The following is a 13057-nucleotide window of genomic DNA, read 5'->3' as shown; positions in this document are numbered from 1 at the left end:
CAGACATGATCACATGGTTCATCACCGGCGCGGCCCGCGGGTTCGGCCTGGAACTCGCGCGTCAGGCGCTGGAACGCGGAGACCGCGTCGTGGCGACGGCACGCAACCCCCGGGACGTGGAGAAGGCGCTCGCCGCGTACGGCGACCGGGTGCTCGCGGTCGCCCTGGACGTGACGGACGAGGCGCAGGCCCGTGCGGCGGTCGACGCGGCCGTGCACGCCTTCGGCGGGATCGACGTCCTGGTCAACAACGCGGGGCGCGGTGTGCTGGGAGCGGTGGAGGAGATCTCCGACGCGGCGTTCCGGTCGGTCTACGAGACGAACGTCTTCGGTCTGGCCAACGTCACCCGCGCCGTCCTGCCGGTCATGCGCCGGCAGCGGTCGGGCCGCATCCTCAACCTCAGCTCCATCGGCGGTTTCCGCGGCGCGCCGGGCTTCGGCGTCTACTGCTCGACCAAATTCGCGGTGGAGGGGCTCTCCGAGGCCCTCCACGACGAACTGGCCCCGCTGGGCATCCACGTCGTCATCATCGAACCGGGCTATTTCCGCACCGACTTCCTCGACGCGTCCAGCCTGCACACCGAGGGCCGGCTGATCGACGACTACGCCGCCACCGCGGGTGCGGTGCGCGACGCCGTCCCTGCCCTCAACCACGACCAGCCCGGCGACCCCGTCAAGGGCGCGCGGGCCATGATCGAGCTCGCCGACGCCGACCATCCGCCGATGCGCGCCCAACTCGGCAGCGACTGCGCCGCCGCGATGGACGGCAAGATCGAACAGCTCCGCAAGGAGACCGACGCCTGGCGGCCCCTCGCGCTGTCCACCGACCACGACGCCACCGGCTCAGCGGCCTGACGGCGCGTTTGCGCGGTGCCATCGATCCTCATGGCTGCCGTCCCGTCTGGCGCGGGTGACGCGTGCCGGACGAGGTCGGCGGTCCGGCTCAGGGCCCTCGGAAGTCGCCGCGGGCCGAGCTTCCGCCTCCGTCCGGCGCCGGCGACCAGCAGGTCGCCGTCCCCGCCGAGGGCACGGGGATGCGTCCGGGCTCAGTCGTCGGGGGCGAAGGTGGCTCGCGCCCAGTCGGCGAAGCCCGTCCAGGCGATCTCCGGGTGGGCCGCGTGCAGCGAGGGAAGGTCGACGCGGTAACCGGGTCCGTTGAGGAAGGTCCACATCGCGTGCATGTCGGGATTGCCGATGGCCTCCAGCGGTACGCGCTCGTGCCGGACGTCCCGCCTCAGGGCCGCGCCCAGCGCGTCCGCCATCTGCGCAGGAGTGGGCGCGTCACTGGCCAGCTCGATACGCCGCCCCACGTAGGGTGCGGGGTCCAGCAGCACCTCGGCCGCGAAGGCGCCGTGGTCTGCGCGGGCGAGCTGCTGCAACGGCCTGTCGGAGGGCAGCGGCAGGTCGAGCACCCCGCCGCGGATGCGCTCCGCTCCGCCGAGCGCGTTGTCGTAGAAGTACGTCGGCCCCAGGATCGTGTGGGGCACGTCGCCGGAGGCCAGTTCGGCTTCGATGCGGGCCTTGCTGTCGAAGTGCGGCACCCCGCTCTCCTGGTCGGCCCCGGCGACCGAGCTGAACACCAGATGCGGCACGCGCGCCTCGCGGGCGGCTGCCAGGATGGACCGCCCCTGGGCCACCTCGGCGTCCACGCCGGCCTCGAAGGGGGTGGTGAGGGCGAAGACCGAGGCCACCCCGTCCATCGCCGCGGCGAGGGAACCGCGGTCACCCAGGGAACCCGCCACGACGGTGACCCCCCGATCGGCGAGCCGGCGCGCGGCCTCCCCCTCGGGGTCCCGGACCATCGCCCGCACCCTGGCACCGCGGCCCAGCAGCGCCCCGGTCACGGCCCTGCCCTGTCCGCCGGTCGCGGCAAGCACCAGGATCGGCTCATCAGCCATCGGGAATCTCCTTCATCGTCGACTGCACGGAAATGGGCGCGATGACAGCGGAAGAACCGTATCCGGCCGCGGCGCACACACCTGCGCGACAACACGGAGGCATCCGTGGGGTGAGATTTCGAGCCGTTCTCCACGCGTCGCGGTCCGGGAAATCCTCGTCGCGGCGCGACGCACCAGGTGAGCCGTTCAGTACCGGTGATGCACGGCGGTGCGTTCCTGGGCGGTTCCGGCGGTGACTACGGTACCGGGCAGCTGGCGGTCCGGGGGGACACGGTCGTCGTCACGGTCAACTACCGGTTGGGGATCTTCGGTTACTTCGGCCACCCCGGCTTGGGCTCCGCCCCACCGTTCGGACTGGCGGACCAGCAGGCGGCCCTGCGCTGGGTGCGGGCGAACGCGGAGCGCTTCGGCGGTGATCCGGGCAATGTCACCCTGTTCGGTGAGTCCGCGGGCGCCCTCGGCATCGCGCACACCGGCGACCCGAACTCCCCGGCCGCCCCACTCTGGCCGGCCCTGCGCTCTTCGTCACCTCTCGCGCAGCCGGTGCAGTCGCTGGCTCCCGGACCAGGCGGAATCCACCCCGTCGACGCGTACTCCGCACACCACTGCTCGTTCTGGGAGAGGGCCGGCGAACATTCCCGGCCGGAGCACGGGAAGGTTCACCGGGTCTGGCCGTAGAGTCTGGGTTGCATCAGTTGACCATGGACGGAAGCCGGAACCGATCGACCAGTGCAGTGATGTCCAGGATGTCTTGGACCAGGTCCGGCTGCGTCCGTGTACCCCATCAGCATGGGCCGGTCCTTCAGCGTCGGGTTCGAGGGGGTGCTCAGTCGCCCCGGTCCTTGCCCCGCATGAGCATGAGTCCCCATGGGGACGAGGAGACAGCTGTGCGGCGGCGCAGGGCCTCCATGAGTGTCTTGATTCCATCCCGCAGGCGGTGTCGGAAACCGGCGAGCCGTCGCATGGGGCGGCTCAGGCGGCGGTTTCGCTCGTCTCTCTGAGCCGCTCACGAACCGCGCGGCGCTGCAGCGTGCGTCGTTCGCCCTCCGTGGTGCCGCCCCAGACGCCCTCCATGGGGCCGGCGCCCAGTGCCCACTCCAGGCACCGGTCCGTGACGGGGCACCGCCGGCACACGGCCTTGGCCTCGCCGATCTGCACCATTCCCAGGCCGCTGCCACTGATGGGGAAGAACAGTTCCGGGTCTTCCCCACTGCATGCCGCGGCGTCGCGCCAATTCATGGAAGCCTCCTCGTAGGTGGTCGTGCCCGCTCACCGCTCACGTCCGTCACGGCCTTCCCGAAGGCGCTGTCCCCTGCCGGACGAATTCCGGTGAGTGCCATGTCCGAATGCTATGAACGAGCACGCGGGGACGTCCAAGATGCATATTGGAAGGCGTCGATAGACACAGCCTATGGTCGGAATCCGAACATCCTGTGGCGATGCCCGCATCCGCAGTGACCGGTATTTCCGGAATCAGCTGCTGTTTCACATCGATTGTCTCCGGCTCACGACTGAGCCGGACGTTGACGACCCGGCCGTCGTGCACGTCGAGGCTGATCGCCGCCGCGGCCCCGCCGACCGCATGTCACCGACCTTCACCAGGGGCCGGCAGCGCGCCGAGGCAGCGGGTGACGTCGCGGGCACCGCTGACCGGCAGTTCCGGCCGGCGTCCGGATCTTCCCGCCGCCGTCGAAGACGGCCGAGCCGTCGGTGGCCGGCAGGCCGGCCAGGAGCCGCAGGTCATGCGATCTGCACGCTGTCCGGAACGCACGGACCACTTCCGGTGCCGTCCGATCCCGGCGCGCGCCCCGGAAACCGCGCAGGGACTGCCGGGTCAGCTCCGCGACGACCCCGGCTCCCGGTTCATCACGGCGTTCCGTCGCGCCGCGCACCCACACCGAGCGGGACAGACAGACATTCGCCGGCGTCTCGGCCGGCCATGCCCGCGGATCCGCCATCTCACGGTCACCCACGGCGTACCAGTGCCGACAGGTCTCCTTGACCGCTCTTCCGCGTGCGTCGCGGAGCAGAGGAATCCGCAGGCGAGGTCGAGCAGCTTTCTCCGCCCTTCCAGCAGATCGGAAATGGGTGCGACATTTTTTCCCGGTGATCCATCGGCTTACCCAGCCTTTCGAGCAGTGTCCATGAGCGACTGGACAACGCACGTCCCGAACGCGTCGGTCCGGCGCTCGTAGGGAAAGACGACGGCCGCGTTGGGTCCGGGACATGGCGAGGGCCCGGGCCGCACCACCGCCCGCTCCGGGGCGCGTGCATCAGGCGCGCGGCAGACGCCGTCCCAGAGGCCGCCGGGCGGCGCGCAGCCAGGCTCCGAAGGCGACACACACGCCGGCCGTGCCGTAGGCCCAAGCCTGGAGGGGGACGCCCGGCAGGAGACGGCCACCCAGGTAGAGCACGGTGCCGGCAAGCGTCACGCTCAGCCACTCCCAGCGGCCGTCGAGTGCGATCAGGCCGACGACGAGGAGCGAGTACCAGGGGTAATTGGGCGAGACCAGCAGCAGCGCCGTGCCGGTCAGGAGCAGGGCACCGCGCCATGGGCGGGCCGGGTCGCCGCGCCACCAGACGTACAGGGCCAGCAGTGCGAGCAGTACGAGGACGGCCCCTCCCGCGGCGGCGTCCGGGAGCAGGAGCCGCGGCAGGGCGAAGCGGTGCACGTCACCGGGTTCGTAGCCCTCCTCCTCGAGGTAACCCGGAAGGTAGCCCAGGACACCGGCGCCGGACGCGGCGACGTACGGCAGGTAGGCGAGCGCGACGACGGCGACCGTCGCCGACACCGTGCGCAGGACGCGAGCCGGACCGCGTTCTCCGGAAAGTGCGCCGGGCAGGGTCAGGAGGGGCAGCAGTTTCACCGCGACGGCGGCGCCGAGCAGGCCTCCACGGCGGGCTCCTGCGGTGGCGGTGCCAAGGGCGAGCACGGTCAGGAGGACGCCGAGGGTGTCGATGTGGGCGTTGTTGACCGCCTCGAAGGGCACGGCCGGGCACCAGGCCCACAGGGCGGCGCGGGCCGGGGCCCGACGCGGGTCGCCTCGCCGCCGCAGCACCGTGAGCAGAGCACAAGTGGTACCGAACGCCAGCACGGCACCCCCCACTTGGAGCGGCTTGTGGCGGCTGTCCGACGGAGAGAGGAGATGGACGGTGAAGAACCAGCCTTCGGCGACGGGCGGGTAGATGGTGGGGACGGTCGGGCGGTTGATCCGGGTGCACAGGCCACCGGTCGTGTGGGTCAGTCCCCAGCCCTGACAGGAGCCCTCGGCGGGGAACAACCAGTGGTCGCGCAGTCGGGCGAGTTCCGGTGCGGCGGGGGGATGGGCATAAGGGGAGATCCCGGCGGCCTGGACGCGGCCGTCCCATGCGTAGCGGTACATGTCGGTGCTGGTGCGGGGTGGTGCGGCAAGTCCGGCCAGCGCCACGGCGGCCGCCCCGGTCAGGACCAGTCCGGTGGCGGCGCGCACCGGAACCTTGCGAACTGCCCATGCCGAGGCGGCGAACAGGGTCCAGGCGACGGCGTAGCCGGCGAGCAGGCGGCCGGGGCCGCTCGCGCTGTCGCCCGCACGGAGGGTGCCGACGACGACGGCGGTCAGTGCGGTGAGGAGGGCCGCGACGGCGATGGTGCGGACGTGGGCCGGTGCGTGGCTCTCGGATGCCGCGGGCTGACCGGCCGGCGGCTGCGGGGGGTGCTGCTGTGCGGGGGCGGTGTCGCTCATGGGTGCGCGAGCCTTTCGGTGGCCGCCGGGTGCTCGTGGTGGTGGCCGGGCCGTGGCCGGTGCAGTTCCACGAATGAGCGGCCTTCGGTGGTCCAGCCGCCGGTCGGGATCCACCCCGTGGCCTTTGCGGTGGACAGCAGGGCGGTGGTGCCGAGGCGGGCCCAGGGGAAAGGGCGGCCGTGCCGGCCGTGGCCGTCCTCGACCCGGACGGTGAGGCGCTCGTCCGCTTCGCGCGGAGATGCCTCCGCGAGCAGGCGCCCCCCAGGTGCCACCAGGTGGCGCAGACGGGCGAGGAGGGCTACCGGGTCGCCACCGATGCCGACGTTGCCGTCCATGAGCAGGACGGTGGCCCAGCGGCCCTCACCGGGCAGGCGGTCGAAGACGGACCGGCGTACCGCGGATCCTCCGTGGCGCCGGGTCCGGGCCACCGCGGCCGGGCTCACGTCCACGCCGAGTGCCCGCACACCCCGTGCGGCAAGGGCCACGACCAGACGTCCCGGTCCGCACCCCACGTCGAGAGCGGGGCCGGTGCAGCGGTTGAGGACGTCGTCGTCGGCGGTGTCGGGGGGTGCGCACCAGCGCTCGATGTCGAGCGGCAGCAGTTCCCCTTCGCCTGCGGCGCCCTTCGGCCGGGCCGCTGGTGCCAGACGACGCAGGAAGAGCGGCCCGCGACCGGTGCGCAGGGCGTGCGCGTAGGGGTCGTCCGTCCAGGGTTCGCCCGGCCGTTCGGCTCGATGCGGTGGCGCGCCGAGCCTCCTCGGCCATGCCGGCGCGGGCCGGGAGTCACGCGGGGCCGCTGTCCGCGTGGTCCGCTCGGCGAGGGCGGGGTCCGAGCCGCCCGCCGGGCCGCTCACCGCTCGCCATCCGCGAGCGAGCGCACCGTCGTGGCGAAGCGCGAACCGGGCGGGCAGCACGCGGCGACCGCGGCGGCGTCGGCAGCGGTGTCCACGTCGCGCAGTACCGGCAGGTCACTCACGCCGAGGCCCGCCTCGACGAGTCGGCGCCGCTGCGTGGCACCAGTGTGGTCGGTGGACATCGGCACGCCGCGCACGAGGGCCGCGGCACGCCCCGGGTCGGCGAACCCCAGCGCCCAGAAGCCGCCGTCCTCCGCCGGACCGAACCAGGCGTCGTGCCCGTCGCCTCCGATGTCGGCGAGGAGCCCCACGGTCAGTTGCGGGGTGTCCATGCCGACCAGGAGGGCCGGTCCGCGGTCGCAGTGGTCGAAGGCGGCCGCGATCCGTTCGTCCAGGCCGCCGGTTTCCTGGCGCACGACGTCGAAGCCGGCCGGCAGCCAGGAGCCGGGGGAACCGTCGAGGACGAGGACGCGGCGTCGGGCAGGGGCCTCGACCACCGTGCGGAGTGTGTCGGCGAGGGCGGCCTCCGCGAGGGCGGCTGCCTCGCGGGGGGTGTAGGGAGGGGTGAGCCGTGTCTTGACCCGCCCTGGGACCGGTTCCTTGGCGATGACCAGCAGCGTGGCCGGCCCGGGTACCGGGTGGCGTGGGCTCATCGTCCCGTCCCCCGGGCGGGCGCGGCGGGCGCCGGGCCGGCTGCGGGGGGCTCGGCGAGGACGGAACGCATGTCCCGTACGGCCTGCCAGGTACCGCGCCAGGTGCCGGTGACCTTGGACCGCCCCGTGCGCGGGCGGTACGGCACGTCCGCCTCCTCAACCCGCCACCCCGCGTCCGCGGCGCGGACCACCATCTGCAGCGGGTAGCCGGAGCGACGGTCGGTCAGGTCGAGGGCGAGCAGGGACTTGCGGCGGGCGGCGCGCATCGGTCCGAGGTCGTGGAGGCGCAGGCCTGTGCGCCGACGGATCAGCCGGGTCAGCTCCAGGTTCGCCAGCCGGGCGTGCGGGGGCCAGGCGCGGCGCGTGACGGGCCTGCGCCGGCCGAGGACGAGGTCGGCCACGCCGTCGAGGACGGGACCGGCGACGGCGGGCAGCAGCGCGGGGTCGAGAGAGGCGTCGCAGTCGCAGAAGCAGACGACTTCGGCAGTCGCGGCTGCCAGCCCCGCGTGACAGGCGGCGCCGAACCCGCGCCGCGATTCGTGGACGACGTGCGCCCCGAGGGCGCGGGCGATGTCCGCCGAGCCGTCGGTGGAGCCGTTGTCGACGACGATCGCCCGCCAGCCCGAGGGGATGCGGTCCAGCACCCACGGCAGGGCCTCGGCCTCGTCGAGGCAGGGCAGGACCACGTCCGCAGGAGCGGACGGAGAGGAGGTTGTCTCGATCACCCCACTCACCCTACGAGGACGAAACACTCAAAACGGATCTGACCGTCTTACGGATCGCTGACGTCCGCGGCTGCTCCCGCCTTCGGCCGAAGGCCGGATGCGAGACTCGGTGGCGTGAAACATGTACTCGTCGTGGACGACGACGCCACGGTCTCCGAGGTCGTCGCCGGTTACCTGAACCGGGCCGGCTTCGACGTGGACGTCGCGTCCGACGGACTCACCGCCGTAGCCCTGGCCGCCGCCCGGGCGCCCGACTTGGTGGTCCTGGACCTGATGCTTCCCGGTATGGACGGCCTCGAGGTCTGCCGCCGCATCCGCGACGGCGGCCCGACCCCCGTGATCATGCTGACCGCGCGCGGCGACGAGGAGGACCGCATTCTCGGCCTGGAAGTCGGGGCGGACGACTACGTCACCAAGCCCTTCAGCCCCCGTGAACTGGTGCTCAGGGTGGAGTCGGTGCTGCGCCGTACGGGAGATCCGGCCGCCCGGGCCGCTCCGGCCGCGTCCGGACTGCGTGCCGGGCCGCTCGCCCTCGACCCGAACGCCCGCCGCGTCACCCGCGACGGCACCGGACTCTCGCTGACGATCCGCGAGTTCGACCTGCTGGAGTTCTTCCTGCGAAATCCGGGACGGGCCATGAGCCGGGAGGAGTTGATGCGCCGCGTGTGGGGCTGGGAGTTCGGCGACCTGTCGACCGTCACCGTCCACGTCCGACGGCTGCGCGAGAAGATCGAGCAGGACCCCGCACGCCCCCGCCTGATCAGCACCGTCTGGGGTGTGGGCTACCGGTTCGACCATCCGACTTCGGACGAGGAGACCCGTGATGGTGCATGACACCCTCCTCATCGTGGCCTACGCGGCCCTCGGTGCCGCCTGCGCCGGCCTGCTCGGCACGGGCGTACTGCGACTGCTGCGCAACCGCTCGGTCGCGCTGTCGCTGGCGGTGGTGGCCGCCGTCACGGTCGCGGCGATGCTCGCCGGAACCATGCTGGTGTCCTGGGCCATGTTCCTGTCCGACCACGACCTGTGGGTCGTGACCATGGTCTGCTCCATTGCGGCGGTCGTCTCACTCGGGGTGGCACTCGCGCTCGGCCGCGGCGTGGTCCGCGGCAGCCGGGCCCTGGCCGAGGCCACCCGCGCCCTCGGTGACGGGGGCAGTTTCGTCCCGCCCGCCGTCGCACCCACCGCCGAACTCGCGGAACTCGGTCGTGAACTGGCCGCCACCAGCGCGAAGCTCGCGGCGTCCAGGGAGCGGGAGAGGGCCCTGGAGGAATCCCGCCGCGAACTGGTCGCCTGGATCTCCCATGACCTGCGCACCCCGCTCGCCGGACTGCAGGCCATGACCGAGGCCCTGGAGGACGGAATCGTCGACGACCCGAGCGTCTACCACGCCCGCATCCGCGCGGAAGTCGAACGAATGAGCGGCATGGTCGGCGACCTCTTCGAGCTCTCCCGCATCCAGGCCGGCGTCCTCGCCCTGAACACCGCCCGCGTGTCGGTCTACGACCTCGTCGGCGACGCGCTCGCGGGCGCCGCGGCCCTGGCCAAAGAGCATGGCGTGCGGATCATCGGGGACGGGGTCGAGCCCGTCCCGGTCGAGGTGGACGGCCGCGAGATGTCCCGCGTACTGACCAACCTGCTGGTCAACGCGATCCACCGGACTCCTGCCGACGGCACGATCGCGGTCTCCGCGCGCCGGGAGGCCAACAGCGTCGTCGTCTCGGTGACGGACGGCTGCGGCGGCATTCCCGCGGAGGACCTGCCGCGTGTCTTCGACACGGGCTGGCGCGGCACCGACGCGCGGACCCCGCCCGCCGGGGCGGGTCTGGGCCTGGCGATCGTCCGGGGGATCGTGGAGGCCCACAAGGGGCGGGCGGCGGTGCGCAACGTCCCCGGCGGTTGCCGGTTCGAGGTCCGCCTGCCCGCCGCCGCCTGAGGCTTCCACCGGGTTCCGGGCCCGCCCGCGTCCGGCGGGACGGGGACGGGTCAGCCGACGCGCAGGGGAACCGTCGCGAACTCCGTCATTCCCTCCGCGAAGGCGACCCGCGGCTTCCAGCCCAGTTCTTCGCGCAGCCTGCGCGAGGAGGCGGTGATGTGGCGGACGTCGCCGAGCCGGTACTCGCCCGTGACCACCGGCGCCCGCGTGCCGTGCGCCTCGGCCAGGGCGGCGGCCATCTCCCCTACCGTGTGCGGCTCACCGCTGCCGACGTTGTACGCCCTCAGGGATCCCTCCGGCAGGCCGGGCAGACCGTCCAGGGCAGCGAGGTTCGCCGCGGCCACGTCCCGTACGTGGACGAAGTCACGCCGCTGGCCGCCGTCCTCGAACACACGTGGCGCCTCACCGCGTTCCAGCGCGGACCGGAACAGCGAGGCGACCCCGGCGTACGGCGTGTCACGGGGCATCCCCGGCCCGTACACGTTGTGGTACCGCAGCGCGATCACCCGTCCGCCCGCCGCGCGCGCCCACGCGGAGGCGAGGTGCTCCTGCGCCAGCTTGGTGGCGGCGTACACGTTGCGGGGGTCGAGTGGGGCGTCCTCGGCGACCAGGCCGGACACCAGGGGTTCGTCGCACTTCGGGCAGGATGGCTCGAAACGTCCCGCCCGCAGGTCGGCCACCTTGCGCGCGCCCGGTCCCACGACACCGTGCGACGGGCACTCATAGCGTCCCTCGCCGTAGACCACCATCGAGCCGGCCAGCAGCAGGGACCGCACCCCGGCCTCCGCCATGCCGGCCAGGAGCACCGCGGTTCCCAGGTCGTTGCAGCCCACGTAGGCGGGTGCGTCGCCGAAGTCCTTGCCGAGCCCGACCATCGCCGCCTGGTGGCAGACGGCGTCCACGCCCCGCAGGGCCTCGGACACGGCCGCCGCGTCGCGGACGTCGGCGTGTCTGCGGTCGATCCCGTCGGGAACCGGTGGGGGCGTGCGGTGCGCGGCGGGCAACAGCGCGTCGAGCACACGAACCTCGTGCCCGGCGCCGGTGAGGGCGGTGACGATGTGCGAGCCGATGAAGCCCGCACCTCCGGTGACCAGGATCAACATGCCTCGACCGTACGGCCGCCGGCCGGGCCGGCGACCGAACGACGCCGACACGTCAGCGGTTCGTAAGCCTTCCGACCGCACGTCACCGCCGACGCCCGCGGAGGACACCCCGCACGACTGTCACGAGGGCCGTGACCACCGCCACCGCCACCAGCGTGACCACCCAGTTGCGCGGGTAGTCCAGCGGCAGAACCGAAGCGTCGGCAGGTTTCCCCGGACGCAGCATCACCGGCAGGGCGACAGCCGTCAAAGCGCCCATGACCAACAGCGCGCCGCGGACGGGCCCACGCGCACCCCCGCGATCGAGCACCGACCCGGCGAGCAGCACCAGCGGCGCGATCAGGACATCGTGCAGGACCACGGCGCCACCGAGCCAGACCAGGACGCCCGTCAGGTCACGTACTCCCAGCAGCAGGTAGCCCCCCACACCCATCAGCGCCAGACCGACCGCGCCCGCGATCCGCCGCGTCGCGCCCACCCTCACGACAGCACCTCCAGCCGGCCGACCCACTTGGTCTGCAGCACACCGGGCCGGTTCGGGGCGATCAGGCGTACCGGGAAGCCGTGGTCGGGGGTGAGCTCTTCGCCGTTGAGACGCAGGGCGAGGAGGGTCAGCGGGTCGCGGGCGTACGCGTACCCCATCTCCGAGACCCGGTAGCCGCCCCGCGTCTGCAGGGACACCGCCCGTACCCGGGCGTGCGGCAAGGCCCCCGCGAGGTCCAGGAGATCCATCACCCGCACACCCGTCCAGTGTGCCGACTTGCTCCAGCCCTCCACGCAGGCGATCGGCAACTCCGCCTCGTATTGCGGGAGGCCCCTCAGCTCATCCAGTGTCAGTTCGTAGGAGCGCGGTCCGGCGACCGTCAGGCGATAGCGGCCCACCGCGATCGGCCCGACTCCGGCCGCGGCGGCGGTGCGGTTGACCGGCAAGCCGTTCGGGCCGTGGTCCGGATGGCGCGGGGCCAGCAGGACGAAGTCCTTGAGAGGGGTGAAGGACTGGCCCACGGTGGTCACGGTGACGGCGCCGGCCGCCGCCACCACCCCGGCGAGCAGTGAGCGCCGGTCGGGCCCGTCCTCCTCGGGCAGGGCCAGGGTCCCTGGCGACCGTCGGCGCCAGTGGGCCGCGATCTGCGGGGCCTTGACCGCGACATGCAGCACGAGCGATCCGGCCACCAGCCAGGCCACGGCGTAGTGCACCGCTGTGAAGGAGAATGGCCACGGATACCACTGCGCGGTGTTCAGCAGACCGGTGGCGACTTCGAAGACGGCCCCCGCCACCAGCACGGCCACCGTCGACCGCTCCAGGGCGTGCCGCACCGACCGCACCGGCGGCCAGGAGAACAGCCGCGGGTACACCGTCCACAACTTCGCGAGCAGCAGCGGAACCGCCGCGACGCCGGAGGCGACGTGCAGACCCTGCGTCAGCCGGTAACCCCATACCGGACGGCTCGGCAGGCCACCGGCCGCCCAAACGGGCGGATGCTGCAGCAGGTGGCTGATCAGACCGGTGACGAAGCACACCGCGAAGGCGAGCCCGAGCCACCGTCCGATCGAGGTCGCCGTGCGGGCGTCGTGCAACCTGCCGTTGAACACGGGCGGAAGAAAGCGCGATCTCATGCCTCACATCTCAGCCGCCCGAAGGTCGTCACGGAACGCCGGAACCCCTTACGGAACGGGGACATTCGAGCCGGACGCGCTACTCGTCGCCTCGTGCCCGTCGGCGGATCCGGCCCAGCCTGAAGGCGAGGACCACGGCGGACAGGCCGAACACCACGGCGGTGACGGCCAGCCATCGGCCGAGGTAGACGGCGTCGGTGAGCCCCGTGGCGCCTTGGTACGGGCCGGACAGACCGAAGATCAGGGGGAACCAGACCAGGAGCAGCACGCCGGACAGGAAGGCGGGTACGCGCAGGTGGTTGATCCACCCGGGCGTCGGCATGTCCCGGGCACGATGGCGGAGCACGGAGCGGGCCGAAAGGTCGGCGAGCGAGTACAGCGGCAACAGGATGATGTCGTGCAGGATCGCCGCGCCCACCAGCCAGGCCACCACCTCGACGGGCCGCTGCGCGAACAGGCGGACGCAGGCGTAGCCGCTGATGGCGAAGGAGCAGATGAGGACGAGCAGGTGCAGGGGTTCGGCGCCGTACCAGCGCAGGAAGCGGGGCAT

The 13057-nt window shown here is 72.6% G+C and carries 14 protein-coding genes; 4 read left to right on the top strand and 10 right to left on the bottom strand.

The features are described 5' to 3' along the window. The first annotated feature begins 5 nt into the window (after window positions 1-5). A complete protein-coding gene (locus tag ACRWNP_RS15145) occupies window positions 6-854 on the top strand; it encodes an oxidoreductase (RefSeq protein ID WP_431961726.1) in 849 nt (282 codons plus the stop codon). A gap of 191 nt (window positions 855-1045) precedes the next feature. Here the strand turns inward: ACRWNP_RS15145 and ACRWNP_RS15140 are convergent, their stop codons facing one another. Then, complete coding sequence (locus ACRWNP_RS15140) at window positions 1046-1897, bottom strand: NmrA/HSCARG family protein (RefSeq protein ID WP_431961725.1); 852 nt, start codon at window positions 1895-1897, stop codon at window positions 1046-1048. Between the two features lie 177 nt (window positions 1898-2074). Between ACRWNP_RS15140 and ACRWNP_RS15135 the strand changes: the two genes are divergently transcribed. Then, complete coding sequence (locus ACRWNP_RS15135; protein ID WP_431961724.1) at window positions 2075-2575, top strand: carboxylesterase family protein; 501 nt, start codon at window positions 2075-2077, stop codon at window positions 2573-2575. A gap of 294 nt (window positions 2576-2869) precedes the next feature. Here ACRWNP_RS15135 and ACRWNP_RS15130 read toward each other — a convergent pair whose 3' ends face one another. From ACRWNP_RS15130 to ACRWNP_RS15110, 5 genes are all read right to left on the bottom strand, one after another. Further along, window positions 2870-3136 carry a WhiB family transcriptional regulator gene (locus ACRWNP_RS15130; RefSeq protein WP_431961723.1) on the bottom strand — a complete coding sequence of 89 codons (267 nt, stop codon included), beginning with the start codon at window positions 3134-3136 and terminating at the stop codon, window positions 2870-2872. Between the two features lie 1034 nt (window positions 3137-4170). Further along, the gene (locus ACRWNP_RS15125) at window positions 4171-5619 is read right to left on the bottom strand and encodes a glycosyltransferase 87 family protein (protein WP_431961722.1); all 1449 of its coding nucleotides are present in this window, start codon (window positions 5617-5619) and stop codon (window positions 4171-4173) included. Further along, a complete protein-coding gene (locus tag ACRWNP_RS15120; protein ID WP_431961721.1) occupies window positions 5616-6473 on the bottom strand; it encodes a class I SAM-dependent methyltransferase in 858 nt (285 codons plus the stop codon). Before ACRWNP_RS15120 ends, ACRWNP_RS15125 begins: the two co-directional genes overlap by 4 nt. Then, the gene (locus ACRWNP_RS15115; RefSeq protein ID WP_431961720.1) at window positions 6470-7126 is read right to left on the bottom strand and encodes a TIGR04282 family arsenosugar biosynthesis glycosyltransferase; all 657 of its coding nucleotides are present in this window, start codon (window positions 7124-7126) and stop codon (window positions 6470-6472) included. The genes ACRWNP_RS15120 and ACRWNP_RS15115 overlap by 4 nt, the downstream gene beginning before the upstream one ends. Continuing rightward, window positions 7123-7848: a glycosyltransferase family 2 protein gene (locus ACRWNP_RS15110; protein ID WP_431961792.1), complete on the bottom strand. Its 726-nt coding sequence runs from the start codon at window positions 7846-7848 to the stop codon at window positions 7123-7125. The genes ACRWNP_RS15115 and ACRWNP_RS15110 overlap by 4 nt, the downstream gene beginning before the upstream one ends. A 117-nt stretch (window positions 7849-7965) precedes the next feature. On the opposite strand from ACRWNP_RS15110, the gene ACRWNP_RS15105 reads away from it, so the two are divergent. Beyond that, window positions 7966-8685, top strand: a complete 720-nt coding sequence (locus ACRWNP_RS15105; RefSeq protein ID WP_431961719.1) for a response regulator transcription factor — start codon at window positions 7966-7968, stop codon at window positions 8683-8685. Then, on the top strand, window positions 8675-9787 hold the full coding sequence (locus tag ACRWNP_RS15100) for a sensor histidine kinase (RefSeq protein ID WP_431961718.1): 1113 nt from the start codon (window positions 8675-8677) through the stop codon (window positions 9785-9787). Before ACRWNP_RS15105 ends, ACRWNP_RS15100 begins: the two co-directional genes overlap by 11 nt. A 50-nt stretch (window positions 9788-9837) precedes the next feature. Here ACRWNP_RS15100 and ACRWNP_RS15095 read toward each other — a convergent pair whose 3' ends face one another. The 4 genes from ACRWNP_RS15095 to ACRWNP_RS15080 all read right to left on the bottom strand — a co-directional run bounded on the left by ACRWNP_RS15095 (window position 9838) and on the right by ACRWNP_RS15080 (window position 13057). Then, window positions 9838-10890 (bottom strand): NAD-dependent epimerase/dehydratase family protein, encoded by a 1053-nt coding sequence (locus tag ACRWNP_RS15095; protein WP_431961717.1) that lies wholly within the window; start codon window positions 10888-10890, stop codon window positions 9838-9840. 82 nt (window positions 10891-10972) lie between these two features. Then, on the bottom strand, window positions 10973-11374 hold the full coding sequence (locus ACRWNP_RS15090) for a hypothetical protein (protein ID WP_431961716.1): 402 nt from the start codon (window positions 11372-11374) through the stop codon (window positions 10973-10975). Further along, the gene (locus ACRWNP_RS15085) at window positions 11371-12507 is read right to left on the bottom strand and encodes a molybdopterin-dependent oxidoreductase (protein ID WP_431961715.1); all 1137 of its coding nucleotides are present in this window, start codon (window positions 12505-12507) and stop codon (window positions 11371-11373) included. The genes ACRWNP_RS15090 and ACRWNP_RS15085 overlap by 4 nt, the downstream gene beginning before the upstream one ends. A gap of 79 nt (window positions 12508-12586) precedes the next feature. After that, the gene (locus tag ACRWNP_RS15080) at window positions 12587-13057 is read right to left on the bottom strand and encodes a hypothetical protein (protein WP_431961714.1); all 471 of its coding nucleotides are present in this window, start codon (window positions 13055-13057) and stop codon (window positions 12587-12589) included.

Source organism: Actinacidiphila sp. bgisy160, from assembly GCF_965342435.1.
GTDB lineage: Bacteria > Actinomycetota > Actinomycetes > Streptomycetales > Streptomycetaceae > Actinacidiphila.
Note: the sequence above shows the minus strand (reverse complement) of the source record. Positions and strands in the feature narration are given on the sequence as shown.

Coding starts and splice junctions, on each gene's coding strand:
- ACRWNP_RS15145 (WP_431961726.1), top strand. CDS start 6: ATGATCACATGGTTCATCACCGGCGCGGCCCGCGGGTTCGGCCTGGAA.
- ACRWNP_RS15140 (WP_431961725.1), bottom strand. CDS start 1,897: ATGGCTGATGAGCCGATCCTGGTGCTTGCCGCGACCGGCGGACAGGGC.
- ACRWNP_RS15130 (WP_431961723.1), bottom strand. CDS start 3,136: ATGAATTGGCGCGACGCCGCGGCATGCAGTGGGGAAGACCCGGAACTG.
- ACRWNP_RS15125 (WP_431961722.1), bottom strand. CDS start 5,619: ATGAGCGACACCGCCCCCGCACAGCAGCACCCCCCGCAGCCGCCGGCC.
- ACRWNP_RS15115 (WP_431961720.1), bottom strand. CDS start 7,126: ATGAGCCCACGCCACCCGGTACCCGGGCCGGCCACGCTGCTGGTCATC.
- ACRWNP_RS15100 (WP_431961718.1), top strand. CDS start 8,675: ATGGTGCATGACACCCTCCTCATCGTGGCCTACGCGGCCCTCGGTGCC.
- ACRWNP_RS15095 (WP_431961717.1), bottom strand. CDS start 10,890: ATGTTGATCCTGGTCACCGGAGGTGCGGGCTTCATCGGCTCGCACATC.
- ACRWNP_RS15085 (WP_431961715.1), bottom strand. CDS start 12,507: ATGAGATCGCGCTTTCTTCCGCCCGTGTTCAACGGCAGGTTGCACGAC.
- ACRWNP_RS15080 (WP_431961714.1), bottom strand. CDS start 13,057: ATGCCCCGCTTCCTGCGCTGGTACGGCGCCGAACCCCTGCACCTGCTC.